Source organism: Streptomyces spororaveus, from assembly GCF_016755875.1.
In the GTDB taxonomy this organism is placed as follows: Bacteria; Actinomycetota; Actinomycetes; order Streptomycetales; family Streptomycetaceae; genus Streptomyces; species Streptomyces spororaveus.
In genome coordinates, this window is the sequence record NZ_BNED01000005.1 from 6,830,328 (window position 1) to 6,854,591 (window position 24,264).

Annotated in this window: 26 protein-coding genes; 21 read left to right on the forward strand and 5 right to left on the reverse strand. The window is 70.3% G+C overall.

All coding sequences use genetic code 11. The features are described 5' to 3' along the window. Positions 1–112: 112 nt before the first annotated feature. From Sspor_RS41355 to Sspor_RS33455, 5 genes are all read right to left on the reverse strand, one after another. Entirely contained in the window at positions 113–589 is a 477-nt protein-coding gene (locus Sspor_RS41355; RefSeq protein ID WP_308295807.1) for a group II truncated hemoglobin, read from the reverse strand. 5 nt (positions 590–594) lie between these two features. Beyond that, positions 595–915, reverse strand: a complete 321-nt coding sequence (locus tag Sspor_RS41360; protein ID WP_308295806.1) for a putative quinol monooxygenase — start codon at positions 913–915, stop codon at positions 595–597. Between the two features lie 73 nt (positions 916–988). Then, entirely contained in the window at positions 989–1,498 is a 510-nt protein-coding gene (gene abmR / locus Sspor_RS33445) for an ATP-binding transcription factor AbmR (protein ID WP_202202425.1), read from the reverse strand. Between the two features lie 55 nt (positions 1,499–1,553). After that, positions 1,554–3,302 (reverse strand): FAD-dependent oxidoreductase, encoded by a 1,749-nt coding sequence (locus Sspor_RS33450; RefSeq protein ID WP_237404134.1) that lies wholly within the window; start codon positions 3,300–3,302, stop codon positions 1,554–1,556. Beyond that, positions 3,299–3,565: a UBP-type zinc finger domain-containing protein gene (locus Sspor_RS33455; RefSeq protein WP_033226151.1), complete on the reverse strand. Its 267-nt coding sequence runs from the start codon at positions 3,563–3,565 to the stop codon at positions 3,299–3,301. Before Sspor_RS33455 ends, Sspor_RS33450 begins: the two co-directional genes overlap by 4 nt. Before the next feature lie 314 nt (positions 3,566–3,879). Between Sspor_RS33455 and Sspor_RS33460 the strand changes: the two genes are divergently transcribed. The 21 genes from Sspor_RS33460 to Sspor_RS33560 all read left to right on the forward strand — a co-directional run bounded on the left by Sspor_RS33460 (position 3,880) and on the right by Sspor_RS33560 (position 24,262). After that, positions 3,880–4,704, forward strand: coding sequence for a type 1 glutamine amidotransferase domain-containing protein (locus tag Sspor_RS33460; protein ID WP_202202426.1), 825 nt, complete (start codon positions 3,880–3,882; stop codon positions 4,702–4,704). Between the two features lie 42 nt (positions 4,705–4,746). Further along, positions 4,747–6,384 (forward strand): thiamine pyrophosphate-binding protein, encoded by a 1,638-nt coding sequence (locus Sspor_RS33465; protein WP_202202427.1) that lies wholly within the window; start codon positions 4,747–4,749, stop codon positions 6,382–6,384. Positions 6,385–6,428: 44 nt separating this feature from the next. Next, the gene (locus Sspor_RS33470) at positions 6,429–6,863 is read left to right on the forward strand and encodes a nuclear transport factor 2 family protein (protein ID WP_030008816.1); all 435 of its coding nucleotides are present in this window, start codon (positions 6,429–6,431) and stop codon (positions 6,861–6,863) included. 23 nt (positions 6,864–6,886) lie between these two features. Then, positions 6,887–7,342 carry a nuclear transport factor 2 family protein gene (locus Sspor_RS33475; RefSeq protein WP_030008817.1) on the forward strand — a complete coding sequence of 152 codons (456 nt, stop codon included), beginning with the start codon at positions 6,887–6,889 and terminating at the stop codon, positions 7,340–7,342. Positions 7,343–7,355: 13 nt separating this feature from the next. Continuing rightward, complete coding sequence (locus Sspor_RS33480; protein WP_237404135.1) at positions 7,356–7,739, forward strand: nuclear transport factor 2 family protein; 384 nt, start codon at positions 7,356–7,358, stop codon at positions 7,737–7,739. 9 nt (positions 7,740–7,748) lie between these two features. Beyond that, positions 7,749–9,353, forward strand: a complete 1,605-nt coding sequence (locus tag Sspor_RS33485; RefSeq protein ID WP_202202429.1) for a GMC family oxidoreductase — start codon at positions 7,749–7,751, stop codon at positions 9,351–9,353. Continuing rightward, the gene (locus tag Sspor_RS33490) at positions 9,346–9,957 is read left to right on the forward strand and encodes a DJ-1/PfpI family protein (protein WP_202202430.1); all 612 of its coding nucleotides are present in this window, start codon (positions 9,346–9,348) and stop codon (positions 9,955–9,957) included. Before Sspor_RS33485 ends, Sspor_RS33490 begins: the two co-directional genes overlap by 8 nt. Next, positions 9,957–10,394 carry a VOC family protein gene (locus tag Sspor_RS33495; RefSeq protein WP_202202431.1) on the forward strand — a complete coding sequence of 146 codons (438 nt, stop codon included), beginning with the start codon at positions 9,957–9,959 and terminating at the stop codon, positions 10,392–10,394. The genes Sspor_RS33490 and Sspor_RS33495 overlap by 1 nt, the downstream gene beginning before the upstream one ends. A 3-nt stretch (positions 10,395–10,397) precedes the next feature. After that, positions 10,398–12,221, forward strand: a complete 1,824-nt coding sequence (locus Sspor_RS33500; RefSeq protein ID WP_202202432.1) for an AGE family epimerase/isomerase — start codon at positions 10,398–10,400, stop codon at positions 12,219–12,221. A gap of 37 nt (positions 12,222–12,258) precedes the next feature. Further along, positions 12,259–12,615: an STAS domain-containing protein gene (locus tag Sspor_RS33505; RefSeq protein ID WP_202202433.1), complete on the forward strand. Its 357-nt coding sequence runs from the start codon at positions 12,259–12,261 to the stop codon at positions 12,613–12,615. After that, the gene (gene glgX, locus Sspor_RS33510) at positions 12,612–14,759 is read left to right on the forward strand and encodes a glycogen debranching protein GlgX (protein ID WP_237404136.1); all 2,148 of its coding nucleotides are present in this window, start codon (positions 12,612–12,614) and stop codon (positions 14,757–14,759) included. Before Sspor_RS33505 ends, glgX begins: the two co-directional genes overlap by 4 nt. A gap of 16 nt (positions 14,760–14,775) precedes the next feature. Then, positions 14,776–15,087 (forward strand): STAS domain-containing protein, encoded by a 312-nt coding sequence (locus Sspor_RS33515; protein ID WP_202202434.1) that lies wholly within the window; start codon positions 14,776–14,778, stop codon positions 15,085–15,087. Between the two features lie 14 nt (positions 15,088–15,101). Then, positions 15,102–15,557 carry an ATP-binding protein gene (locus Sspor_RS33520; protein ID WP_237404420.1) on the forward strand — a complete coding sequence of 152 codons (456 nt, stop codon included), beginning with the start codon at positions 15,102–15,104 and terminating at the stop codon, positions 15,555–15,557. Beyond that, a complete protein-coding gene (locus Sspor_RS33525; RefSeq protein WP_202202435.1) occupies positions 15,539–16,795 on the forward strand; it encodes a PP2C family protein-serine/threonine phosphatase in 1,257 nt (418 codons plus the stop codon). The genes Sspor_RS33520 and Sspor_RS33525 overlap by 19 nt, the downstream gene beginning before the upstream one ends. Further along, positions 16,796–17,551: a MinD/ParA family ATP-binding protein gene (locus tag Sspor_RS33530; RefSeq protein ID WP_202202436.1), complete on the forward strand. Its 756-nt coding sequence runs from the start codon at positions 16,796–16,798 to the stop codon at positions 17,549–17,551. A 70-nt stretch (positions 17,552–17,621) separates the two neighbouring features. Next, positions 17,622–18,362 (forward strand): type 1 glutamine amidotransferase domain-containing protein, encoded by a 741-nt coding sequence (locus Sspor_RS33535; RefSeq protein WP_202202437.1) that lies wholly within the window; start codon positions 17,622–17,624, stop codon positions 18,360–18,362. 34 nt (positions 18,363–18,396) lie between these two features. Then, complete coding sequence (locus Sspor_RS33540; RefSeq protein ID WP_202202438.1) at positions 18,397–19,881, forward strand: aldehyde dehydrogenase family protein; 1,485 nt, start codon at positions 18,397–18,399, stop codon at positions 19,879–19,881. Between the two features lie 46 nt (positions 19,882–19,927). Further along, entirely contained in the window at positions 19,928–20,542 is a 615-nt protein-coding gene (locus Sspor_RS33545; protein WP_202202439.1) for an NADPH-dependent F420 reductase, read from the forward strand. A gap of 2 nt (positions 20,543–20,544) precedes the next feature. Then, positions 20,545–21,021 (forward strand): (2Fe-2S)-binding protein, encoded by a 477-nt coding sequence (locus Sspor_RS33550; RefSeq protein WP_308295805.1) that lies wholly within the window; start codon positions 20,545–20,547, stop codon positions 21,019–21,021. A 5-nt stretch (positions 21,022–21,026) separates the two neighbouring features. Beyond that, a complete protein-coding gene (locus Sspor_RS33555; protein ID WP_202202441.1) occupies positions 21,027–23,432 on the forward strand; it encodes a xanthine dehydrogenase family protein molybdopterin-binding subunit in 2,406 nt (801 codons plus the stop codon). Then, the gene (locus tag Sspor_RS33560; RefSeq protein ID WP_202202442.1) at positions 23,429–24,262 is read left to right on the forward strand and encodes an FAD binding domain-containing protein; all 834 of its coding nucleotides are present in this window, start codon (positions 23,429–23,431) and stop codon (positions 24,260–24,262) included. Before Sspor_RS33555 ends, Sspor_RS33560 begins: the two co-directional genes overlap by 4 nt. The last annotated feature ends 2 nt before the right edge of the window (positions 24,263–24,264 follow it).

Sequence of the window (24,264 nt, forward strand, 5' to 3'; positions counted from 1 at the left end):
AGAATCGGGGCTCCGCCCCCGGCCCCGCGCCTCAAGCGCCGGCGGGGCTGGTCGTGTGCGGCGGGGCTGGTTGTGGCGGCGGGGGCGGGCCGGGGGCTCGCCCCCGCTTGGGTCAGGGCTTGGGAGGGGTCGGGATCCAGGGTGGGGTCTGGCCCCAGGACCAGACCGGGATCTTGGCCGCGTCGACCGGGGGCGGGTTGGGGCCCGAGTAGATCAGGGCCATGCGGGTGCCCCACTCGATGTAGTAGGCGAACACTCCGCGGAATTCCGGGTCCGTCGGGAGGCCGACCTCGTCGGCCGTGTCCATCAGCAGGTCCACCCAGCGGCGGCGCTGCCGCTCGGTGATCGCCCGGCCCAGGTGCTTGGTGGCCATGTGCTGGTGGCCGCCGTGGTGGGCGGTGTAGTCCGCGGGGCCGCCGAAGACCTCCGACAGCCAGACCGCGACGTGCTGCGGGTGTTCCGAGTCCATGCCGGCGAAGACCGGGGCCAGGATCTCGTCCTGCAGGGCGTGGGTGTAGAAGGCGTCCGTGAGGCGGCTCATCGCCTCCGCTCCGCCCATCCACTCGTAGATGGTGGGTGTGGTGCTCATCGTTCTCAGGCGGCCTTTCCCGTGCCCACGACGCCCGTCACGAGGTAGTGCTGCATCTCCTCGATGGCCGTCACGTACGGACGGATCGCGTTGAAGAACGCCGGGAAGTGCTCGCCCTTGCGGAAGCCGCCCAGGTGGTCCTCGATCGAGGTCCAGCGGATCCGGAGGATGTAGCGCTCCTTCTCCTCCTCGCAGCGGGCCAGTTCGTAGTCGATGCACTGGGGCGAAGCGGCCAGGGACTCGGCGGCCCGGGCGTACGCGTCCTCGAAGGCCGACTGGTCGTCCAATGCGATCCGGTAGCGGATGTATTCGACGGTGGTGGTCATGGGTGCGTGCCTCTCCCTGGGTGTAGGTCGTCGCCAGCCTTACGCGATCACGCGCCGCCGTGGGGCGAAATCGTCATTCGGACTCCGACTTCATGGAGTCGGTCGGTTCGGAGACGTCGGGGCCCTGGTTGCGGACCCGCTGGACCTCGTCCAGGGAGTCGCGCAGCTCGGTCAGCCACTCGTCCGTGTTGCGGCCGACGAGCCGCACGCACCAGGCGAGGGCGTCGGCCCGGCTGCGGGCCACGCCGCCGGCCACCAGGGTGTCGAGGACCTGGCGTTCGGACTGGCGCAGGCGGGTCATCACCGGGACGGCGAGGTGGGTGAAGAGGGTCGTCTCCTCACCCACCCGCACGCCCCAGGCGACCTTCCGGCGGTAGAGCTCCTCGGCCTCGCGGGCCACCTCGATGCGCTGTTCGCGGGTGCGTTCGCGGAACTCCTTGACCGTTTCGGCCGCCGGTACGACGCCGACGACCGTGATCTCCTCGCGGTCGAGGGTGACCGAGTCCAGGGACTCGTAGACATCGACCGGCAGGCGCTCGGCGAACCACGCGCGGAGCTGTTCGCTCTGTTCGGCTGTAATCATGTAATCAACGTTGCATCCGTTGTGGCCTTGATCGCAAGGCTCGCGCTGTTCGCTCTCAGCCCATCGAGCGGTAGCGGTGGATCAGGGAGACGGCCATCGCCCCCTCGCCCACGCCCGAGGCGACCCGTTTCACCGAGTGGGCGCGGACGTCGCCCGCCGCGAAGACGCCGGGGACGCTCGTCTCCAGGGGGTAGGGGGCGCGCTCCAGGCTCCACTCGGCCGGGAGTTCGCCGCCGTTCGAGATCAGGTCCGAGCCGGTGAGGACGAAGCCGTACTCGTCCCGTTCGACGACGCCCGCGAGCCAGTCGGTGTGCGGGCGGGCGCCGATGAAGGTGAACATGAAGCGGGCCGGGATCTCGGTGTCCCCGCCCGTGTCCGCGTCGTGGAGGGTGAGGCGTTCGAGGTGTTCCTCGCCGTCCAGCCGGACCACCGTCGTGCGGACCTTCACCTCGATGTTCGGGGTGCGGTCGATCTCGTCGATCAGGTACCGGGACATGCTCGCGTCCAGCGAGGCCGCGCGGACCAGGATCGTCACGCGGGCGGCGTACTTGGCGAAGTGCACCGCCGCCTGGCCCGCGGAATTGGCCCCGCCGACGATGAACACGTGCTGCGAGATGCAGGCCGAGCTCTCCGTGGTGGCCGCGCCGTAGTAGAGGCCGGCCCCCTCGAAGCGGTCCGCCCCGGGGGCGTCGAGGCGGTTGTACGAGACCCCGGTGGCCAGCAGGACGGTCTCGGCGGAGATCTCCGTGCCGTCCGCCAGGGTCAGGATCTTGGCCGGGTCGTCCCGGGTCAGCGAGACGACCTCCACCGGGTGCAGGATCTCGGCGCCGAACCGGGAGGCCTGGATGGTGGCCCGGCGGGTCAGGTCGCCGCCCGAGAGGCCCGAGGGGAAGCCGAGGTAGTTCTCGATCAGGCTGGAGGTGCCCGCCTGGCCGCCCGGGGCGCGGGAGTCCAGCATGAGGGTGGAGAGGCCCTCCGAGGCCGAGTAGACGCCGGCCGCCAGACCCGCCGGGCCCGCACCGACGATGACGCACTCGTAGTGCGGCCGGGAGGCGGTGGTGGCCAGGCCCAGGCGCTGGGCGAGCTGGGTGTCGGTCGGGGACGAGAGCACCGAACCGTCCGGGAAGCGGACGAGGGGGAGCGCCGCGTCGGGCTGGGCGGCGATCAGGGTCAGCGCCTCGGGGTCCCGCTCGACGTTGAGGAAGCGGAACGGCTGGCCGTTGCGGGTGAAGAAGTCCCGGACGGCGTGGGTGCCGGGGGAGACCAGGTGGCCGGCGACGATGATCCCGTCGTACGCCGGACGGTAGGTGGCCAGCCAGTCCGACAGCAGGTCGTCGAGGACAGGGAAGAGCCGCTCGTGCGGCGGGTCCCAGGGCTTGAGCAGGTAGTAGTCCAGCCGGACCCGGTTGATGGCGGTGATCGCGGCGTCGGTCTCCGCGTAGGCCGTCAGCAGGACGCGGCGGGCGTCCGGGAAGCGGCTGACCGCCTCCAGCAGGAACTCGACGCCGGTCACGTCCGGCATGCGCTGGTCCACGAGGAACAGCGCCGGGTCGTGGCCGCGTTCGTCGAGCGAGTCCAGGATCTTCAGGGCGTCGGCGGCCGAGGAGGCGCCGAGCACCCGGTACCGGTCGCCGTAGGCGCTGCGCAGGTCGCGGCGGACGGCGCGCAGCACCTGAGGGTCGTCGTCGACGGCGAGGATGACGGGCTTCCTGTGCTCCGCGCGTTCGGCGGCCGCGGCCGTCGAGGTGGCGGAGGCCGTCGAGGTGGCGGTGGTCGCGGCGGAACTCTCCCGGGCCGCGCTCATGCCGGGTCCAGCATCAGCTGGTCGGCGTAGCACCAGGCCCAGTCCTCGCCGGGCTCGTGGGAGGCCGCGATCGCGTGCTCGGTGGTCCGGTAGTGCCGGGTGGCGTGACGGTTCCTCGACGAGTCGCAGCATCCGACGTGCCCGCAACTGAGGCACATCCGCAGGTGCACCCAGGTGTCGCCGGCGATGAGGCACTCCTCGCAGCCCACGGCCGTGGGTTTCACCGGACGTATCTGATCGATGTGTGTGCACAACAGGTCCATCGTCATCGTCCCCGTCCCTCTCCTCGTGCTCTTGCCCGTGCTGTCGCCCGCGCTGTCGCCCGTTCGACGCGGCTCGTACGCCCGTGATTCACGGCGCGTCCAGACCATAGGGCGGAGCCACCGGAACGGTTCATCGATTCGGCCGAAGTCAGGTAGTCCTGAAGCTACTTCCTGATGTCGCCGACGACTTCCTGAGGTGCCGCCACGACCTGTCCCGCTACCTCACGAAGTCGCATACCAGCGCTTTGACGAAGCCCCTGGGCGCGGCCAGTGTGGGGGACGCCAACGACAACAGGCGGCGCCTGGAGGAATACGTGAGCAGAAAGATTCTGGTCATTGTCTCCGAACACGGTTACTGGGCCGAGGAACTGATAGGCCCCGTGTCGAAGTTCGACGAGCGGGGCTACGAGGTCATATTCGCCACGCCGACCGGAAAGCGTGCACACGCTCTTCCGCCGAGCCTCGACGCGAACTACATCGATCCCCCGCTGGGGCGCTCGGTCACCACCGAGGAGAACGCCCGGCTGGGGCGGGAGTTCGAGCAGTCGAGCCGGCTGGACTCGCCGCTCGACATCGAGGCGTGGGTCCCCGAGCGTCCGTACACGAGCGACGAGGGCTACCTGCACAAGCTGGAGCAGTACCACCGCGATCTCGACAAACTCGACGCCGACATCGCCGGGTACGACGCGGTCCTCATCGTCGGCGGCAGCGGCCCGATCGTCGACCTCGCCAACAACGAGCGCGTGCACGCCCTGATCCTGGCCTTCGAGAAGGCCGGCAAGGTCGTCGCCGCCGAGTGCTACGGCGTCGCCTGCCTGGCCTTCGCCCGGGACTGGGGCGACCGCAGGAGCATCATCCGGGGCAAGCACGTGACCGGCCACTGCAAGGAGTACGACTACAAGGACGGCACCGGATTCCTCGGTACCGACTTCAACATGGGGCCGCCGCCGTATCCGCTGGAGTACATCCTGCGCGACGCGACGGGCCCGCGCGGCGCGTACCACGGGAATTTCGGCAAGCCGGTGTCGGTCATCGTCGATTTCCCCTTCGTCACCGGACGTTCCACCCCCGACTCCTATCTCACGGGGCAGAAGATCGTGGAAGTCCTGGAGGACGGTCTCACCCGATACGGCTGGTGATCCCGGAGGGTGCAGGGAAATCGGAGAGTCGAGGGGGAATTCATGGAAGCCACTCCCGGACGGGAAAGGCTGATCGAGCAGTTCAAGGCCGACGGTCTGCATGTGATGTTCGGAAATCCGGGGACGGTGGAACAGGGATTCCTCGACGCGGTGGACGCGGCGGCGGACTTCCACTACGTCCTCGCCCTCCAGGAGACCGTGGCCGCCGGCATCGCCGACGGGTACGCCCGGGCGACCGGCGGCGCGGCCCTGCTCCAGCTGCACTCCGGAGTCGGCCTGGGCAACGGCATCGGCATGCTCTACCAGTCGCTGCGCGGCCACACCCCGCTCGTCGTGGTCGCCGGTGACGCCGGGGTGCGCTACGACGCCATGGACGCGCAGATGGCGTGCGATCTGGTGGCGATGGCCAGGCCGGTGACCAAGTACGCGACCCGGGTCACCGACCCGCGGTCCCTGCTCCGTACCGTCCGGCGGGCCGTGAAGATCGCGCTCACCCCGCCCCGGGGGCCCGTGTTCGTGGCGCTGCCCATGGACGTGCTGGACGAGCTCAACTCCGAGCCCGTCCTGCCCTCCACGGAGGTGTTGACCGACGTGTCGCCCTCACCGGCCTCGGTGGGGCGGGCGGCCGAGCTGCTCGCCTCCGCCGAGCGGCCGATCGTCCTGGTCGGGGACGGGGTCGCGCTCTCCGGGGCGCAGCACGAGCTGGTCGCCGTCGCCGAGCTGCTGGGCGCCGACGTGTACGAGGTCGACTCGTCCGAGGTGAACATCGCGGCCTCGCACCCGCTGCGCCGCGGCCAGACCGGGCACATGTTCGGCCCGCACAGCAAGGAGATCGTCGGGGACGCGGACGGGGTGCTGATCGTCGGCACCTATGTCTTCCCGGAGGTGTTCCCCGAGCTGGACAGCCCGTTCCGGGCGGGCGCCAAGGTCGTCCACATCGACCTCAACGCCTACGAGATCGCCAAGAACCACCCGGTGGACCTGGGCCTGGCCGCGGACCCCAGGCAGGCGCTGCGCGCGCTGGCCGGCGTACTGGAGCGGCGCCTCGGCCCGCACCGGCGGGCCGCCGCCGCCGCGCGTCTCGACGTACGGACCCGGGAGCGCGCCCGGGAGGCCCGTACGGCGGTGGAGGACGGCACGCCGATGGCCGTCTTCCTGAAGACCCTGGCCGAGCGCACCGGCGGGGACCTGATCGTCTTCGACGAGGCGCTGACCACCTCGCCGCTGGTCACCCGGTACCTGCCGGCGGAACGGCCCGGCGACTACCACCTCACGCGGGGAGGCTCGCTCGGCGTGGGCTTCCCGGGCGCGGTCGGGGCCAAGCTGGCCCGGCCGGAGCGGCTGGTGGTGGGCTTCGCGGGCGACGGCGGGTCCATGTACACGTACCAGGCGCTGTGGACGGCGGCCCGCCACGGCATCGACGCCAAGTTCGTGGTGTGCAACAACCGCAAGTACCGGCTGCTGGACGACAACATCGCCCAGTACTGGCGGGAGCGGGACATCCCGGAGCACGGCTTCCCGGGCTCCTTCGACCTCTCCCACCCCGAGATCGACTTCGCCGGGCTGGCCCGGTCGCTCGGTGCCGGCGGGATGCGCGTGGAGAAGCCGGACGAGGCGGTCGCCGCCGTGGGCCGGATGCTGTCCCACCCCGGACCGTTCCTCGTCGACATCCAGATCTGACAGCCATCCGAACGCAAGGCCCCGTACGGACAGGAGGAGACCGCATGCCCGCCGAGCGGCAGCTGACCGAGGACGCGATCCGCAGTTTCGCCGAGAACTGGTACGTGGCGCTGGACCAGCACGTGGGTCTGGACGACGTGCTCGCCCTGATCACCGAGGACCTGGAGTTCAAGGTCCCCGAGGACACCTTCCTCGGACACGAGGGGTTCGGCCGCTGGTACGCGGCCGTCACCCACCGCTTCTTCGACGAGGTGCACACCGTCACGAAGGTGGAGCCCGTCATCGAGGGCGACCGGGCCGTCGTCCGGGTCCTCGTCAACTGGCAGGCCAAGATCTGGGACCCGCCGGCCGCCCGCAGCCAGTGGCTCGGCTTCGACGCCGACCAGACCTGGACGGTCGTGGCCGGTCCGGACGGACCGCTGATCAAGCAGTACACCGTCAACGACCTGGCGCCGATGCCCGGTTCCGGCTCGCTCTGAGCGCCGGCGAAGGAGAAGCGACGATGACCGAAGTGACACGGGAGCGGGTCGAGGCGGCCTACGCCGCCCTCGGCTCCGGCGACCGGGCGCGCATCCTGGAGTACTACTCCGAGGACCTGCGCTGGCTGGTGCCGGGCAGCCATCCGCTGGCCGGCTGGTACGAGAGCCTGGACGCCTTCCTGGAGCTGATGGGGCAGACCCACAAGCTCACGGGCGGCACCTTCCGGATGGACATCCAGGCGGTCCTCGTCGGCGAGGACTGCAGTGCCGACGTGTGCCGCAACGTGGCCCTGCGGGACGGCGCGGACGAGACGAGCACCTCCCCGTACGAGCGGATGGACTATCCGGTCTTCCACTTCATGCGGTGGCGGGGCGGCCGGATCGTCGAGGGCCGGGACGGTCTCTTCGGGGACTCGGCGACCGCCTTCAGCCAGTTCTGGGCGCCGTTCGCGCCGGACGGAACCCGCAGGGACCGATAGGGGGATGAGCGCGATGGACACGCACGAGACCCACACCGAGATCCTTCGGAAGTACTACGAGTACGCCAATGCCGGGGACTGGGACCGCTGGTGCGACCTGTTCGCCGACGACCAGGTGATGGACGAGCAGCTCGCCGGCCACATCGAGGGCCTGGAACTCCTGCGCTCGATGATGAAGGGCATGGGCACGATGTACCGGGTCTTCCGGAACGAGCCCGTTCATTTCATCGTCGACGGCGAGAAGGCCGCGGCCGTCTCGCACCTGACCGCGGTCAGCGCCTCCGGCGAGGCCATCGAGGCCGAGGTCATGAACTTCTTCCGGATCGTCGACGGAAAGATCGCCTACATGGCGAACTACCACGACACGGTCCCCTTCCAGGTGCTGGGCCAGGACTGAGGGGGACCCATGAGCGTCGAAGAGTACGACTACATCGTCGTGGGCTCCGGCACCGCCGGCAGCGTCCTGGCGGACCGGCTCTCCGAGGACCCGGAGGTCTCCGTCCTCGTCCTGGAGGCGGGCGGCGCCCGCATCCCGCCCGAGGTGGACGACCCGTCCTCCTGGTACAAGCTCCTCGGCGGGCCGGTGGACTGGGGCTACACCAGCACCCCGCAGCCCGGACTCGACGGCCGGCGTACGTACGAGCCGCGCGGCAAGGCCCCCGGCGGGAGCAGCAACCTCTACATCATGATGCACATCCGGGGCCACGCCTCGGACTTCGACAACTGGGCCTACCAGGGTGCCGCCGGCTGGTCCCACGAGGACGTACTGCCCTACTTCGCCCTGCTGGAGAGCCAGGAGGACGCCACCGCCGCCACCACGGGCACCCGCGGCAGGCAGCGGATCACCAACGCCGGGCGCCACGGCCCCAACCCGGTCTCCCGCGCCTTCATCGACGCCGCCGTCGAGCTGGGCCACCAGGAGATCGAGGACTTCAACACCGACGGCCCCCGGCGCGGCCTCTTCGGCACCGGCTGGCACCACATCGACGTGGCCGACGGGCGCCGCCAGGGCGTCCTCGCCGCCTACCTGGAGCCGGCGCTGCGGCGCCCCAACCTGACCCTGCGCACCAACGCGCAGAGCACCCGGCTGCTGTTCGGCGGGGACACCTGCACGGGCGTCGAGTACGTCCAGCTGAAGGCCCCCGCCGACGTCCCCGGCAGGACCGTCCGGGACGGCCACAGCGGCGTCGCGACGCCCGGGCTCCACACCGTACGGGCCCGCCGCGAGGTGATCGTGGCGGCCGGGGCGATCGAGTCCCCGAAGCTGCTGCTGCTCTCCGGCATCGGCCACCCCGAGCAGCTGCGCGAGCACGGCATCGGGGTCACCGCGGCCCTGCCCGGGGTCGGCGAGAACTTCCACAACCACGTCCTGACCGGGCTGATGGCCGAGGTCACCCAGGAGCTCCCGCCGGCGGCGCAGAACCTCTCGGAGAGCGCTCTATTCCTGTCCTCGCAGCCCGGGCTGCCCGCCCCCGACCTGCAGATCGCCTTCGTCCACGTGCCGTTCGACGTGATCGTCGGCCAGGACCACCCCGACACGGTGTCCATCCTGCCGGGCGTCGTACGGCCCGTCTCGCGCGGCTGGATCAAGCTGGCGAGCGCCGACCCGCTGGCCCACCCGCTGATCAACCCGAACTACCTGGGCGACCGGTGGGACCTGGAACGGATGGTGCAGGGCGTCAAGATCGCCCGGGAGATCTTCGCGACCTCCGCCTTCTCGCCCTGGTACAAGCAGGAGCTCCAGCCCGGCCCCGGCTACGCGAGCGACGAAGAGCTGCGGACCTTCGTGAGGCAGAAGGCGGAGAGCTACCACCACCAGGCCGGCTCCTGCCGCATGGGCATCGACGACCTCTCCGTCGTCGACCCCGAGCTGCGGGTGCACGGCGTACGGAACCTGCGCGTGGTCGACGCGAGCGTGATGCCCGCGGTCCCGTCCGGCAACTGCCACACCGCCATCGCGATGATCGCCGAGCGCGCGGCGGACTTCCTGAAGGGGGTCTCCCGTGTCTGACGGGGTCCTGCGCGAAGGCGCACTGTCCGGGACCCGGATCGCGGTCCTGGTCGAGAGCGACTACTACGAGCCGGAGATCTTCTACTACCAGCGCCGCTTCGCCGAGGAGGGCGCCGAGGTCGACTTCCTGACCCGGCTGTGGGGCAACGACTCCATCACCTTCACCGGACACGAGTACCGGGCGCCCTTCACCGCCACGCAGTCCCTGGAGGGGCTGAGCGACGCGGAGCTGCGCCGGTACGCGGCGCTCATCGTGCCGTCCGGCATGGTGGCCGACCGGCTGCGCTACACCGAGGACGTGGACGTCCTCGCCCCGGCGACCGAGCTGCTGCGCCGGGCCTTCGAGGAGCCGACGGTCCTCAAGGGGATCATCTGCCACGGCATGTGGCTGGCCTCCTCGATCCCGGACAAGATCCGCGGCCGCAAGGTGGTCTGCCACAACAACCTCATCGGTGACGTCCGGAACATGGGCGGCGAGTACGTCGACGAGGACGTGGTGGTCGACGGGGACCTGGTCACCGGCCGCACCGGAGCCCACCACCACCTGTTCGCCCGCCGGATCATCGAACTGATCGCGGCCGGCCGGGGCCGGGGAGCCGGCTGATGGCCGCCGGGCTGCGATGGTCCCACGTGGGCCTGAACTGCGGGGACCAGAAGACCACCGAGGAGTTCTACACCCGGTACTTCGGCTTCACCCGGGCCCGGGTGGTCGACCTCGGGGAGACGCAGATCGTGTTCCTGCGCAAGGGGGACGCGTACCTGGAGCTCTTCGCGGCCGGCGACACCGAACCGGCCCGCCCGGCGAACGGCGACGGCCCGCAGGCCCCCGGCCGGATGCGCCACCTGGCCTTCCAGACCGACAGCGTGGACGCGTTCCTGGCCGAGCTGGGGGACGCGGCGGAAGTGACCCTGGGACCAATGGACTTCGACGACTTCATCTGCGGCTGGCGGACCGTGTGGGTCCGCGATCCCGACGGGGTCGTCGTCGAGGTCAGCCAGGGATACGAGGACGACGGCTCTCACGACAAGGACGGTGCGTGACCCATGGCTGACGCCGTGACCTTCTCCTTCTCCGACACGATCGCGGGATACGTCACCCGCTTCGACTCCGGGACCCGGCTGCTGAGGCTGAAGACCTCCGACGGGCGCGAGTTCGACGTCTCACTCGCCGGTGACCCCAGCGCCGAGCTCGTCCGCAACCTCGACGAGCCCTACATCGACGCCTCCGGGCACATCGACGAGATGCTCTCGCCCGGCCGGTTCCTCTTCGTCTACGGGGTCCACTACCCGGAGAGCGGCGGGAGCTTCGACGCCAAGCGCCTGGTCTTCCTCGGCCGCGGGTCCGAGGACTACCGCTTCGAGGAGCCCAGCTGGTGGATCAAGCAGATCGAATCGCTGGCCGACTTCTACAAGCGGGCGCAGTTCGGCGACGGGCCGGTGGACTTCACCGAGTACCGCACCGAGATCCGGCTCGGCGGTGACAAGACCGCCAGCCACGTCCAGGAGACCGACACGATCTCCCGCCTGGTCTACGGCATGGCCTCGGCCTACCTGCTGACCGGCAAGGACGAGTACCTGGAGGTCGCCGAGCGCGGCACCGAGTACCTGCGCAAGCACATGCGGGTCGTGGACAGCGAGGAGGACGTGGTCTTCTGGTACCACGGCATCAGCGTCGACGGGGACAGCGAGCGCAAGCTCTTCACCTCGGAGTTCTCCGACGACTACGACGCGATCCCGATGTACGAGCAGATCTACGCGCTGGCCGGCCCCATCCAGACGTACCGGGTCACCGGTGACGTCCGGATCAAGAACGACGCGGACGCCACCATCCGGCTGTTCGACAAGTTCTTCTTCGACCCGGAGCAGGGCGGCTACTACTCGCACATCGACCCGATCCTCTTCAGCGCGGACCACGAGTCCCTCGGCGAGAACGCCGAGCGCAAGAACTGGAACTCGGTCGGCGACCACGCGCCCGCCTACCTCATCAACCTGTACCTGGCGACCGGCGTCCAGAAGTACGCCGACTTCCTCGAGTACACCTTCGACACCATCGCGGACAAGTTCCCGGACTACAAGAACAGCCCCTTCGTCCAGGAGCGCTTCTTCCGCGACTGGTCGCACGACACCGCGCACAGCTGGCAGCAGAACCGCGCGGTGGTCGGCCACAACCTGAAGATCGCCTGGAACCTGATGCGGATGAACTCGCTGAAGGCCAAGCCGGAGTACGAGCAGCTCGCCAAGAAGATCGGCGAGATCATGCCGGCGGTCGGCAGCGACGTGCAGCGCGGCGGCTGGTACGACGTCGTCGAGCGGATCAAGGGCGGCGACCAGGAGGCGTACCGGTTCGCGTGGCACGACCGCAAGGCCTGGTGGCAGCAGGAGCAGGCGATCCTCGCCTACCTCATCCTGAACGGCACGGTCGGCGGCGACGCGAACCTGCGCGAGGCCCGCCAGGCCCAGGCCTTCTACAACACCTTCTTCCTCGACCACGACGAGGGAGCCGTCTACTTCAACGTGCTCGCCAGCGGTACGCCGTACCTGCTCGGCACCGAGCGGCTCAAGGGCAGCCACTCGATGTCCATGTACCACTCGGCGGAGCTCTGCTACCTCTCCGCCGTCTACAACAACCTGCTCATCAACGGCCGGGAGATGGACTTCCACTTCCAGCCCGACCCGACGAACCTGCCCGACCGCATCCTGCGCGTCTCGCCCGACCTGCTTCCCGCCGGTTCGGTGCGGATCGCGTCCGTGGAGATCGACGAGAAGCCGTACACCGACTTCGACGCCGATGCCCTCACCGTACGGCTGCCCGACGTGCAGAGCCGGGTGAAGGTCAAGGTCCGGCTGCGTCCGGTCGCCAAGAAGTAGCGCTCAACGGGGGGCGCCCCAACCAGAGGGGAATGCAATGACTCTCAACGTCAAGGAACGCCGGAACAAGACGGGCACCGTGCTCGTCGCCACCGGCGAGATCAACAGCGAGACATCCGGCTCGCTGCTCCAGGCCCTGCTGCCGCTGGTCCGCGAGGGCAAGCCGCTGAAGATCGACCTCACGGCGGTCACCTACGTCTCCAGCGCGGGCCTGCGCACCCTGCTCGTGGTCTACCGGGAGGCGCAGCACGCCGGCGTCGCGGTCACCCTCTACGGGGTGAGCGAGGAAGTCCGGTTCGTCATGTCGGCCACCGGGTTCCTCGACTTCTTCGAGACCGGCGAGGCCGTCGCGGCGGCGGCCAAGGCCAAGGCGAAGGCCAAGGCAGCGCGATGACCGAGACCCGGTCCGAGCAGGTGCTGCGCGTCGACGCGTACCCGACCCACGAGGTGGGCGGGTACCGCGTCCGCGCCGGCAAACCGTTCCCCTTCGGGGCCAACGTGGTCCCCGGCGGGGTCAGCTTCTCCGTCTTCTCCGACCAGGCGACCACCATGACCCTGGTCATCTTCAAGCGCGGAGAACCCGAGCCGATGGCCGAACTGGAGTTCCCCGAGGAATTCCGCACCGGCAGCGTCTTCGCCATGACCGTCTTCGGCCTCGACCACGAGAACATCGAGTACGGATACCGGGCCGACGGCCCCTACGACCCGGTCACCGGCCACCGCTTCGACGCCCGGCAGGTGCTCTCCGACCCGTACGCCCGGCTGATCGCCGGCCGTGACGTGTGGGGCGTGGAGCCGGACCGCAGCCGCGGATACCAGTACCGCTCCCGCGTCTGCCTCCAGGACTTCGACTGGGGCGACGACACCCCGCTGGGCATCCCCGCCGAGGACCTCGTCGTCTACGAGACCCACGTACGCGGCTTCACCCGGCACCCCTCCTCGCAGGTCACCGCACCCGGCACCTTCGCGGGGCTGCGCGAGAAGATCCCGTACCTGAAGGAACTCGGGGTCAACTGCATCGAACTGCTGCCGGTGTTCGAGTTCGACGAGAGCGACAACCCGCGCACCAACCCGGAGACGGGCGAACAGCTCTTCGACTACTGGGGCTACAACACCGTCTCGTTCTTCGCGCCCAAGGCCGGCTACGCGGCCACCGGACGCTACGGCATGCAGGGCGACGAGTTCCGCACCCTGATCAAGGACCTGCACGCGGCCGGCATCGAGGTCATCCTCGACGTCGTCTTCAACCACACCGCCGAGGGCAACGAGCAGGGCCCGACGATCTCCTTCAAGGGGCTCGACAACGCCACGTACTACATGCTCACGCCCGAGGGGTACTACTTCAACTTCAGCGGCACCGGCAACACCGTCAACTGCAACCACCCCGTCGTGCGCAACTACGTGCTCGACTGCCTGCGCCACTGGGTCGCCGACTACCACATCGACGGCTTCCGCTTCGACCTCGCGGCCATCCTCGGCCGGGCCCTGGACGGCACCCCGCTGCCCAACCCGCCGCTGCTGGAACTGCTCGCCTACGACCCGGTCCTGCGGCACACCAAGCTCATCGCCGAGGCGTGGGACGCCGGCGGCCTCTACGAGGTCGGCAACTTCCCGGCGTACGGCCGATGGGCCGAGTGGAACGGCAAGTACCGCGACACCGTACGCAGCTTCCTCAAGGGCGACCCCGGTGTCACCGGCGAACTGGCCACCCGGATCGCCGGCTCGCCCGACCTGTACGCCACCCGCGGCACCGCGGCCTCGGTCAACTTCCTGACCGCGCACGACGGGTTCACCCTCGCCGACCTGGTCTCCTACAACGACAAGCACAACGACGCCAACGGCGAGAACAACAACGACGGTGCCAACGACAACAACAGCTGGAACTGCGGCGCCGAGGGACCCACCGACGACCCGGAGATCAACGCGCTGCGCACCCGGCAGATGAAGAACGCCCTCGCGATCCTCTTCACCAGCCAGGGCATCCCGATGCTCCTGGCCGGGGACGAGGTCGCACGCACCCAGCAGGGCAACAACAACACCTACTGCCAGGACAACGAGCTCTCCTGGTTCGACTGGGACCAGGTCGACGACAACGCCGAACTGCTTCGGTTCACACGGGAGATGATCGCCTTCCGCAAGCACCACCGCGAGCTGCGCTCCACCGCCCACCCCACCGGCCAGGTCCGCGAGCACCTGGGCCTGCCGGACATCAGCTGGCACGGGGAGCGGGCCTGGCAGCCCGACTGGTCGTCCGAGAGCCGGCTGATCGCGGTGGCCCGCTGCGGCACCGGGGACGACGACGTGGTGTACGTGGCCATGAACGCCCACTGGGAGCCGCACGACCTGGAACTGCCCGCCCTGCCGGGAGGCCGCAGCTGGCACCTGTTCGCCGACACCGGGGCCGAAGCACCGTACGACATCCGCACCCCCGGAGCCGAGCAGGAGCTGGACAACGCCGGGAAGTACCTGATCGGCCCGCGCTCGGTGGTGATCCTGGTGGGCCGCACGAACGATCCCGACGACCTCGACACGCCCTGACCGAAGGAGACCTGACATGCCGCTTTCCGTGTCCCTGAGCATCGAGGGCGACACCACCGTGATCGAACTGACGGGCGAGCTGGACGCCAAGACCGCGCCGGACTTCCACCGGACCATCGAGAAGGCCGCCGGGCACGGCACCACCACCGTCGAGATCAGGATGGCCGGCGTCGGCTACATGGCCAGCGCCGGACTGCGCTCCCTGGTCTTCGCCCAGCAGAAGGTCGCGAACGACGTCACCATCAAAGTGGTCGGAGCCATCGAGCCCGTGTCCCGGACCATCCGGACCGCGGGGCTCGACCGGAGCATCCTGCTCTCCGATGAGTGAGCACCGTGACTGACATGGTCGAACTGGCGAGGAAGTCCTGCGTGCTGGAAGTGCCCGCAACGGTGGGGGCACTGGGCGAAATCGCCGCGTTCGTACTGCGGCTGGCCGGAGCGGCGGGCTTGGACAAGGGCGCCACCTACCGACTCCGGCTGGCCGTGGACGAACTGGCCACGAACGTCGTGATGCACGGGTACCGGGGCGGCGACGGACGGATCACCGTCCGCGGCCGCTCCGGCCCGGGCGGGGTGCAGATCGTCATCGAGGACTCCGCACCCCCCTTCGACCCCGTCGAAGGCCGCCTGCCGCCCGCCCCCGGGGTCCCTCCCGAGGAGCGGCGGATCGGCGGCCTCGGCATCCACCTGGCACTGACCAGCGTGGACGAGTTCGGCTACGCGCACAGGGACGGCCGCAACACCAGCACCCTGACTGTGAAGGCTGAGGGGACGGACCCATGCCCTCCACGACCGTGATCATCCTCGACGCGTACCCGCCACCGCCGCCCGAGCTGCTCGACGCTCTGCGGACGATGGACGCGGCACTCGTCACCCGCTCCCTGACGGAGCTGCGCGAAGGCGCACTGGAACTGCTGCCCGTCGCGGACGTGCTGCTCGCCCCGGCCGAGTCCGACGGGGAGGCCGTACGGATGGCCGTACGCCGGCTGCGCCGCTGGGCCGGGGCCCCCATCGTGGTCGTCTGGACCGTGACGGAGTTCGCCGCCCTGGAGGAGCACGTACGGATCGGGCACGACTACCTCGTACCGCCCTTCCTGCCCGCCCTCGTCGGGGCCCGGCTGCACAGCTGCTCGGAGCGCGCCGGACTCGGCCGCACCCTGCGGGAGGCCGACGCCCGCGCCGAACTCATGGGCTACGAGAAGGAACTGGAGATCGGCCGGGAGATCCAGGCGGGCTTCCTGCCCGAATCGATGCCCGTCCCCGACGGCTGGGAGATCGACGTGCGGTTCCGTCCCGCCCGGCAGGTCGCCGGTGACTTCTACGACGTCTTCGAGCTCTCCCGCGGCCGCCGGCTCGCCTTCGTTGTCGCCGACGTCTGCGACAAGGGGGTCGGAGCAGCGCTGTTCATGGCGCTCATCCGCTCCCTGCTGCGGCACACCGCGCAGAACAGCGGCCTGCAGCACCTGGTCGCCGGACGCGCCGGCGGCAGCCGGCGGATCCCGGTCGTCGGCGCCACCCCGCTGCTCAACGCGGTCACCGCCACCAACGGCTACCTCACCCGCAACCACCTGCGGCAGGGCTACTTCGCCACCCTGTTCTTCGGGGTGCTCGACCCGCTCACCGGCAGCCTCGTCTACATCAACGGCGGCCACAACCCGCCCCTCCTGCTGCCCGCCGACGGCAGCCCGCCCGTCGCCCTCCACATCACCGGCCCGGCCGTCGGCATCCTGCCCGACTGCGTCTACACCCTCGGCTACGCCCAGCTCGACCCGGGCGACACCCTGTTCGCGTTCACCGACGGAGTCCCCGAGGCCCGCTGTCCGAACGGCAGCTTCCTCGGCGACGACCGGATGCTGGAACTGCTCGCCGGACCACCGGTCAGCGGCAAGGACGTGGTCGACCGGATGGACCTGGCGGTACGCGAGCACACCGGCACCGCCGAACAGCACGACGACGTCACCATGCTGGCCCTGCACCGGCCACGCGCGGCGCGGGGGCCGCGCGCGGGCGGCACCGGCACCCGGGTGGTGGCCTAGATGACCCGCACCGTCGTCGTGCACTCGCACCGCGGTGGGACGGGAAAGTCCTCGGTACTGGCGAACCTCGCGCTGCTCCTCGCGGCCGAGGGACGCCGGGTGGGGGTGGTCGACACCGATATCCAGTCACCCACCCTGGACCTGCTGTTCCGGCTGGGACCCGGCCCCTCCCTGACCGACTACCTGCTCGGCCGCTGCGAGATCGAGGCCACCGCCCAGCAGGCGGGCGCCGTTCCCGGCCAGGGGGCCCTGTACGTCGTACCGGCCCGGACCGGGACGGCCGCCCTGCGCGAGATCATGGGCGGGGGCTACGACGTGGGCCTGCTGCCGGAGGGCTTCGACCGGCTGGCCGCGCACCACGCCCTCGACGTGCTGCTGCTCGACACCCACGCCGGGCTCAACAACGAGTCGGTGACCGCCATGGCGAGCGCCGACGTACTGATGATCATGGCTCGGGCCGACCGGATCGACCTCTCCGGGGTCGAGGAGACCATCGCCCTCGCCGGTCGCCTGACCTGCCGGCGGACCCTGGTACTGAGCATGGCCCCCGAAGGCATCGACCGGGACGCGGCCCGCCGGCGCTCCGAGGCGGTCTACGGAGCGCCGCTGGCCGGAATCCTTCCCTACTCGCCGGAAATGGCGGCTCTGTACGGGGAACGCATATTTGCCGAAGCCCACCCCGACCACCCCCTGGTCGGTGAATTCCGCACCATCATCTCGGCGTTGGACGCACGTGACGAAGTATCGCGGGCCTGACGTCGTCCCCCTTACGCCCCCTGCGGGTGGCGTGTTGAATCGGCAGCGAATCCAGAACAAGGAGAGAATCATGAAGATTCTCGTCGTCATGACGGCCAAAGCCACACTGCATCTGCTCGACGGTGAACAGCACCCCTCGGGATTCTGGGCCGAGGAATTCGTCGTGCCCTTCTCGCTCTTCGAAGCGGCCGGCCACGACGTGGACGTGGCGACGATCGGAGGCAGGGCGCCGACGGTCGACCAGACGAGCGTCGACCCCCAGTTCCTCCAGTGGGTCCGTCCCCAGGGTTCGCCGGACGAGGACGCGGCCAACGCCGCCGAGTACGTCCGGGTCATCGCGAACACCCCCCAGCTGAGAGCCCCCATCGCGCTGGAGACCCTCACCGAGAAGGACATCGCGGACTACGACGGCGTGTACGTCAGCGGCGGCCACGGAGCCATCGGCGACCTGCCCAAGTCCGACGAGCTCGCCCAGATCCTGCGCTGGGTCATCGCCCAGGACAAGCCGCTCGCCACCGTGTGCCACGGCCACACCTCGCTGCTCGCGCTGCGCGACGGCGAGGGGCGCTGGCCCTTCGAGGGCTACCGGATGACGGCCTTCTCGCACAGCGAGGAACTGGTCACCAACATGGCCGGCCGGCTCCCGCTGATCCTGGAGGTCGAACTGACCCGGCTCGGCGCCCGCTACGAGAAGGCCGAAGCCATCTGGGACTCGCACGTGGTCGTCGACCGCAAGCTGACGACCGGCCAGAACCCCTACTCCTCCAAGGCCCTCGCCGAGACCTTCTTACGGCAGCTCGCGAAGGGCTAGTACCGCCCCCCGCACCCGACACCGGAAGGCAGCCATGACCAAGCGTGAGCTGAGCGGCCAGCCCCTCGCCAACCCCGGGAAACTGTTCATCGGCGGCGCCTGGGTCCCGGCCCAGGACGGCCGTACCGAACCGGACATCAGTCCCGTGGACGGGCAGGAGATCGTACCGGTGGCCCAGGCCGCCGCCGCCGACGCGGACGCGGCCGTCGCCGCCGCCCGCCACGCGTACGAGGAAGGCCCCTGGAGCAGACTCTCCGCCCAGGAGCGCGCGCTGCGGCTGAACCGGGTCGGTGAGCTCATCGAGCGCGACCTGGAGGAGATCGCCCTGCTGGAGACCGTGGACATGGGCAAGCCGTTCGCGTTCTCCAGTACGGTCGACGCCCCCATGGCCGCCCAGCTCATGCACTACTACGCCGGGGCCGTGACCCGGGTCGACGGCTCCTCGCGCGCCCCGGCCGGCGGCCAGCTCGCCTACACCCTGCGCGAACCGCTGGGCGTGGTCTGCGCCATCACCCCGTTCAACTTCCCGCTGCTGCTGTCGATGACGAAGATCGCGCCGGCGCTCGCGGCGGGCAACACGGTGGTCCACAAGCCCTCCCCGGCCACCCCGCTGACCGCCCTGAAGATCGCCGAGCTCTTCCAGGAGGCGGAGATCCCCGACGGGGTGCTGAACGTCATCACCGGTCCGGGCGTGGAACTGGGCGAGACCCTCACCGGCCACCCCGACATCGACAAGATCGCCTTCACCGGCTCCACCTCGGTCGGCCAGACGATCATCCGCAAGGCGGCCGGCACGCTGAAGAAGGTGACGATGGAACTCGGCGGCAAGTCCGCCAACATCGTCTTCGCCGACGCCGACCTCGACGCGGCCGAGGAACTGGCCTTCTTCGGCATCTACTACAACAAGGGCGAGATCTGCACCGCCGGGTCCCGGCTGCTGCTGCAGCGCCCCGTCCACGACGAGATGGTCGAACGCCTGGTTCGCCGGGCCGCCGGCCTCAAGCCCGGCGACCCGCGCGACCCGGCCACCCTCTTCGGGCCGCTGGCCCACCGCGGACAGTTCGACAAGGTCAGCTCGTACATCGAGGTCGGCGAGAAGGAAGGCGCGATCCTGCGCACCGGCGGCAGCGGCTGGACCCCCGAGGGCGCCTCCAGCCAGGGCCTGTACTTCCTGCCGACGATCTTCACCGGCGTCGACAACGGCATGCGGATCGCCCAGGAGGAGATCTTCGGCCCGGTCCTGTCGATCATCCCCTTCGACACCGAGGAGGACGCCGTACGCATCGCCAACGACAGCGCGTACGGCCTCGCCGCCGGCGTCCACACCAAGGACCTGCGGCGCGCCCACCGGGTCGCCTCGCAGATCAAGGCCGGCACGGTCTGGGTCAATTGCTACAACCAGTACGACCCGGCCGTGCCCTACGGCGGCTACAAGGCCTCCGGCTACGGACGCGAATGCGGCCCCGAGTCGCTGGAGAGCTACACCCAGACCAAGTCGGTCTGGATCGGCATGGACTGAGAGCGCTACCGAGACCGACCGAGACCTCCATTCCCGAGGAGCGGCAATGCGGACAGGCATCATCGGCACCGGGCGGATCGGCTCGACCCTGGCCAGGATCCTCGTGGCGGCAGGCCACCAGGTCGTCCTCGCCAATGCCCGGGGCCCGCAGACCCTCGGCCCCCTCGTGGCCGAGCTGGGCCGGGCGGCCTCGGCGGCGCACCCCGCCGAGGCCGCCGACCGGGCCGAACTCCTGGTGCTGATGGTGCCCTTCGAACGCGTCCGCGGCCTGCTCCCGCCGTACGCCGTGCAGGACAAGGTGCTGGTGGACGCCACGAACGCGTTCGGCGGGACCGGCACCCCCGCCGACCTCGGCGGGCGCGGCTCCAGCGACCTGGTCGCCGAGTGGTACCCGGACGCCCAGATCGTGAAATCCCTGAACACCATGCATTTCGAAACCCTCGCCGTCGCCGGCACCGCGCCCGGAGAGCGCCTGGCACATTTCACCGCGGGCGACGACGTGAAAGCCAAGGAAATCGTCGCGGGAATCATCACGGATCTGGGATTCGCACCCGTGGACACCGGCCCGTTGCACTCCGGAGGAATTCTCCAACAGCCCGGCGGGCCCCTTTTCAACCGGCCGCTCACGGAAGCGCAGGCGCTGGCATGGATATCACACTGAATGTGAACGGAAGACCCGAGCAGTTCTCGGCGCAGCCGAACGAACTGCTCGTGGAACGGCTCCGCGACGGCCTCGGGCTGACCGGCACCAAGGTCGGCTGCGACACCGGCCAGTGCGGCACCTGCGTCGTCCGCCTCGACGGCAGGTCCGTCAAGAGCTGCCTGGTCCTGACCGCCTCCGCCGCCGGCGGCGAGGTGGCCACCATCGAGGGCGAGACCACCCGCGGCGGTGAACTGTCCGGCCTCCAGGAGGCACTGCGCCAGGAGCACGGCACCCAGTGCGGCTTCTGCACCCCCGGCATGGTCATGGCCCTCGGTGAACTCGTCGAGAACACCGCGGACCGCGAGGCGCCGACCGAGCCCGAGATCCGCGAGTGGCTCACCGGCAACCTGTGCCGCTGCACCGGCTACCACAGCGTCGTACGGGGTGTGCAGCGCGCCTGCGCGACCGCCCGCTCCGCCGCCGGACAGGAGGTGTGAGGGACATGACCGCAGTGACGGGGGAGGCCCCGGCCACGGGGAGCGGCGTCCTCGGACAGCCGCTGGACAGCCGCGAGGATCCGCAGCTGCTGCGCGGCGAGGCCACGTACGTGGCGGACATCGACCTGCCGGGCACCGCCCACATGGCCATCCTGGGCAGCCCGGTGGCGCACGCGAGGATCCTGTCCATCGAGACCAAGGCCGCCGAGCAGCTGCCCGGCGTGCTCAAGGTGGCCACCGCCGCCGACTTCACCGACGTCATGCCGCTGCCCTGCATCTGGATCCCCGGCGGCGTCGAGAGCCACTTCCCGCCCCACCCCTACGGACTTCCCGGCGCCCGCCCGGTCCTCACCGGCGACACCGTCCGGCACGTGGGCGACCCCATCGCCGTGGTCGTCGCCGAGACCCCGCGCCAGGCCACCGCGGCGCTCGCCGCGATCTCCGTCGAGTACGAGCCGCTGCCCGTGGTCACCCGCGCCGACGAGGCGCTCGCCGAGGGCGCGCCCCAGCTGCACGAGGCCGTCCCCGGGAACCTGAACGCGTACTGGACCTGCGGCGACAAGGACCGTACCGACGCGGCCATCGCCGCAGCCGAGGTCACCGTCGAGCTCGACCTGGTCAACCAGCGCACCATCAACAGCCCCATCGAGCCGCGCGGCGCGGTCGGCGACTACAACCCCGTCACCGGCGAGTACACGCTCTACGCCACCACGCAGGGCCCGCACAACCACCGCTTCCTGCTCTCCGCACTGGTCCTCGGCATCCCCTTCAACAAGCTCCGGGTGATCGCCCCGACCGTCGGCGGCAGCTTCGGCACCAAGGGGTACCTGTACCCCGACATGCCCCTGGTGCTGCTGCTGTCCAAGGCGCTCGGCCGCCCCGTGAAGTGGGTGGACACCCGCACCGGGCTGATGAACTCCACCGTCCAGGGCCGCGACCACCGCCAGCACGTGACGCTCGCCGGCACCCGCGACGGCCGGATCACCGCCGTGCGCTGCACCAGCTACGCCAACCTCGGCGCGTACCCCTCCACGATCGGCCCCGGTGTCGCCACCGCCCTGATGGGCCGCTCCATCAGCGGCATGTACGACATCGACGCCGCCTTCTGCGAGGTCTACGCCGCCTTCACCAACACCGTCCCGCTCGGCGCCCAGCGCGGCAGCGGGCGGGCCGAGGCCGCCTTCCTCATGGAGCGCCTCGTCGACCGGTACGCCGGCGAGATCGGCATGGACCCGGCGGCCGTCCGCCGCAAGAACCTGGTGCCGAAGGAGAAGTTCCCGTACGACAACGGCCTCGGCTGGACCTACGACTCCGGGGACTACCGGCTGAACTTCGACAAGGCCGTCGAGCTGTCGGGCTACGCCGACATGCCCGCCCGCAAGGCCGAGGCCCGCACCCGCGGCAAGCGCCTCGGGGTCGGCCTCGCCACCTACGTCGCGATCTGCGGCGTCGGCCCCTCCACCCGGATGTCCCAGGAGGGCATGCTCGGCGGCACCTGGGAGAGCGCGAACATCCGCGTCCACCCGACCGGCGAGGTCACCGTCATCGTGGGCTCCGCCTCCACGGGCCAGAGCCACGGCACGGTCTTCGCACAGGTCGCCGCCGACGAGCTCGGCATCGACCCGGACACCGTCCAGGTCCTGGAGGGCGACACCCAGAAGGCCCCGTACGGGCAGGGCACCTACGGTTCCCGCTCCTACAGCATGGCCGCGCCCGCCGTCGCCCTCACCGCCCGCAAGATCAAGAGCAAGCTGATCCGGGCCGGCGCCGTCTTCCTGGGGATCCCCGAGGACAAGGTGGTCTACGCGGGCGGCGGCGTCCACGAAGAGGGCAACGAACAGAACGCCAAGACCTTCGCCGAGCTGGCGATGTCCATGTGGTACGGCTGGGGGCTGCCCGCGGAGATCGAGCCCGCGCTCGACGAGACCACCCACTTCGACCCGCCGGAGTTCAACTACCCGTTCGGGACGCATGTCGCCGTCGTCGAGATCGACGAACTGACCGGCGAGACGGAGGTGGTGGCCTACACCGCCGTCGACGACGCCGGCCACATCGGCAACCCCAAGATCGTCCTCGGCCAGATCGAGGGCAGCATCACGCACGGCCTGGGCCAGGCGCTGATGGAGGCCGCCGTCTACGACGAACAGGGCCTGCTCATCAGCTCCGACCTGACCACCTACGCCCTGCCGCGCGCCGCCGACGTGCCGTTCTTCACGCTCGACAAGACCGTCACGCCCAGCCCGAACAACCCGCTCGGCGCCAAGGGCGCCGGCGAGATCGCCACCGTCCCGCCCGCCGCCGCCGTCGTCAACGCCGTCGTCGACGCCCTCGCCGACCTGGGCGTCCAGCACATCGACATGCCCCTCACACCCGAGAAGGTCTGGCGCCGCCTGAGAGGGGAAGCGCAGTGATCCTCACCGAGTTCGACTACGTCCGGCCCGCCGGCCTCGACGAGGCACTGACCCTGCTGTCCGGGACGCGCGGCGCCCGGGTCCTGGCCGGAGGCCAGAGCCTGCTGCCCGACCTGCGCGCGGGAGCCGACCGCGCCGCGCTGCTGGTCGACATCCGGCAGCTGGCGGAGCTGCGCGGCGTCACGCGCACGCCCGACGGCACCCGGCTGCGGATCGGGGCCCTGACCACGCTCGCCGAGCTCGCCGCCGACCCGCTGGTGCTCGGGCAGGCCCCGGAGCTGGCCGCCGCGGCCCGCGCCAACGGCGACCCCCAGGTCCGCAACCTCGGTACCGTCGGCGGCAACCTCGTCGCCACCGGGCGGGCCACCGACCTGCCCGTCGCCGCCATGGCCGCCGACGCCGTGGCCGAACTGGCCGGCCCCGGCGGGCGGTCCACCGTACCGGCCGAGGAGCTCGCGGCCGGACCCGTACCCGCCGGTACGGTCCTCACCGCACTGCTGGTGCCCGCCGCCGGGCCGGCCGCCGCCTTCGAGAAGACCGCCGACCGGGCCACCCGCTACCCGGTCTGCGCCACAGCCGTACGCGTCACCCCCGGCGGGCCGCGCATCGCCGTCACCGGGGCCACCTCCCGCGCACTGCGGCTGCGCGGCGTCGAGGACCGGCTGCGCGGGGGTCCGTACGGCACGGAGGCCGTGCTCGCGGCCTTCCGCGCCGAACCCAGGGAGCTCTTCGTCCCCGGGCGCGGCACCTCGGCCGAGTACCTCGGTCATCTCGTGGGGGTCCTCACGGCACGAGCCTTGCAGAGGGCCGAGCAGGCTCTCGCCCGATAGCC

Excerpts from the sequence above, each read along its gene's own strand:
- Sspor_RS33495 (WP_202202431.1), top strand. The coding sequence starts at position 9,957 with ATGGCCGCCGGGCTGCGATGGTCCCACGTGGGCCTGAACTGCGGGGAC.
- Sspor_RS33475 (WP_030008817.1), top strand. The coding sequence starts at position 6,887 with ATGACCGAAGTGACACGGGAGCGGGTCGAGGCGGCCTACGCCGCCCTC.
- Sspor_RS41355 (WP_308295807.1), bottom strand. The coding sequence starts at position 589 with ATGAGCACCACACCCACCATCTACGAGTGGATGGGCGGAGCGGAGGCG.
- Sspor_RS33470 (WP_030008816.1), top strand. The coding sequence starts at position 6,429 with ATGCCCGCCGAGCGGCAGCTGACCGAGGACGCGATCCGCAGTTTCGCC.
- Sspor_RS41360 (WP_308295806.1), bottom strand. The coding sequence starts at position 915 with ATGACCACCACCGTCGAATACATCCGCTACCGGATCGCATTGGACGAC.
- Sspor_RS33455 (WP_033226151.1), bottom strand. The coding sequence starts at position 3,565 with ATGGACCTGTTGTGCACACACATCGATCAGATACGTCCGGTGAAACCC.
- Sspor_RS33545 (WP_202202439.1), top strand. The coding sequence starts at position 19,928 with ATGCGGACAGGCATCATCGGCACCGGGCGGATCGGCTCGACCCTGGCC.
- Sspor_RS33535 (WP_202202437.1), top strand. The coding sequence starts at position 17,622 with ATGAAGATTCTCGTCGTCATGACGGCCAAAGCCACACTGCATCTGCTC.
- Sspor_RS33540 (WP_202202438.1), top strand. The coding sequence starts at position 18,397 with ATGACCAAGCGTGAGCTGAGCGGCCAGCCCCTCGCCAACCCCGGGAAA.
- Sspor_RS33505 (WP_202202433.1), top strand. The coding sequence starts at position 12,259 with ATGACTCTCAACGTCAAGGAACGCCGGAACAAGACGGGCACCGTGCTC.
- Sspor_RS33530 (WP_202202436.1), top strand. The coding sequence starts at position 16,796 with ATGACCCGCACCGTCGTCGTGCACTCGCACCGCGGTGGGACGGGAAAG.
- glgX (WP_237404136.1), top strand. The coding sequence starts at position 12,612 with ATGACCGAGACCCGGTCCGAGCAGGTGCTGCGCGTCGACGCGTACCCG.
- Sspor_RS33520 (WP_237404420.1), top strand. The coding sequence starts at position 15,102 with ATGGTCGAACTGGCGAGGAAGTCCTGCGTGCTGGAAGTGCCCGCAACG.
- Sspor_RS33485 (WP_202202429.1), top strand. The coding sequence starts at position 7,749 with ATGAGCGTCGAAGAGTACGACTACATCGTCGTGGGCTCCGGCACCGCC.
- Sspor_RS33500 (WP_202202432.1), top strand. The coding sequence starts at position 10,398 with ATGGCTGACGCCGTGACCTTCTCCTTCTCCGACACGATCGCGGGATAC.
- Sspor_RS33480 (WP_237404135.1), top strand. The coding sequence starts at position 7,356 with ATGGACACGCACGAGACCCACACCGAGATCCTTCGGAAGTACTACGAG.
- Sspor_RS33525 (WP_202202435.1), top strand. The coding sequence starts at position 15,539 with ATGCCCTCCACGACCGTGATCATCCTCGACGCGTACCCGCCACCGCCG.
- Sspor_RS33515 (WP_202202434.1), top strand. The coding sequence starts at position 14,776 with ATGCCGCTTTCCGTGTCCCTGAGCATCGAGGGCGACACCACCGTGATC.
- Sspor_RS33555 (WP_202202441.1), top strand. The coding sequence starts at position 21,027 with ATGACCGCAGTGACGGGGGAGGCCCCGGCCACGGGGAGCGGCGTCCTC.
- Sspor_RS33450 (WP_237404134.1), bottom strand. The coding sequence starts at position 3,302 with ATGAGCGCGGCCCGGGAGAGTTCCGCCGCGACCACCGCCACCTCGACG.
- Sspor_RS33465 (WP_202202427.1), top strand. The coding sequence starts at position 4,747 with ATGGAAGCCACTCCCGGACGGGAAAGGCTGATCGAGCAGTTCAAGGCC.
- abmR (WP_202202425.1), bottom strand. The coding sequence starts at position 1,498 with ATGATTACAGCCGAACAGAGCGAACAGCTCCGCGCGTGGTTCGCCGAG.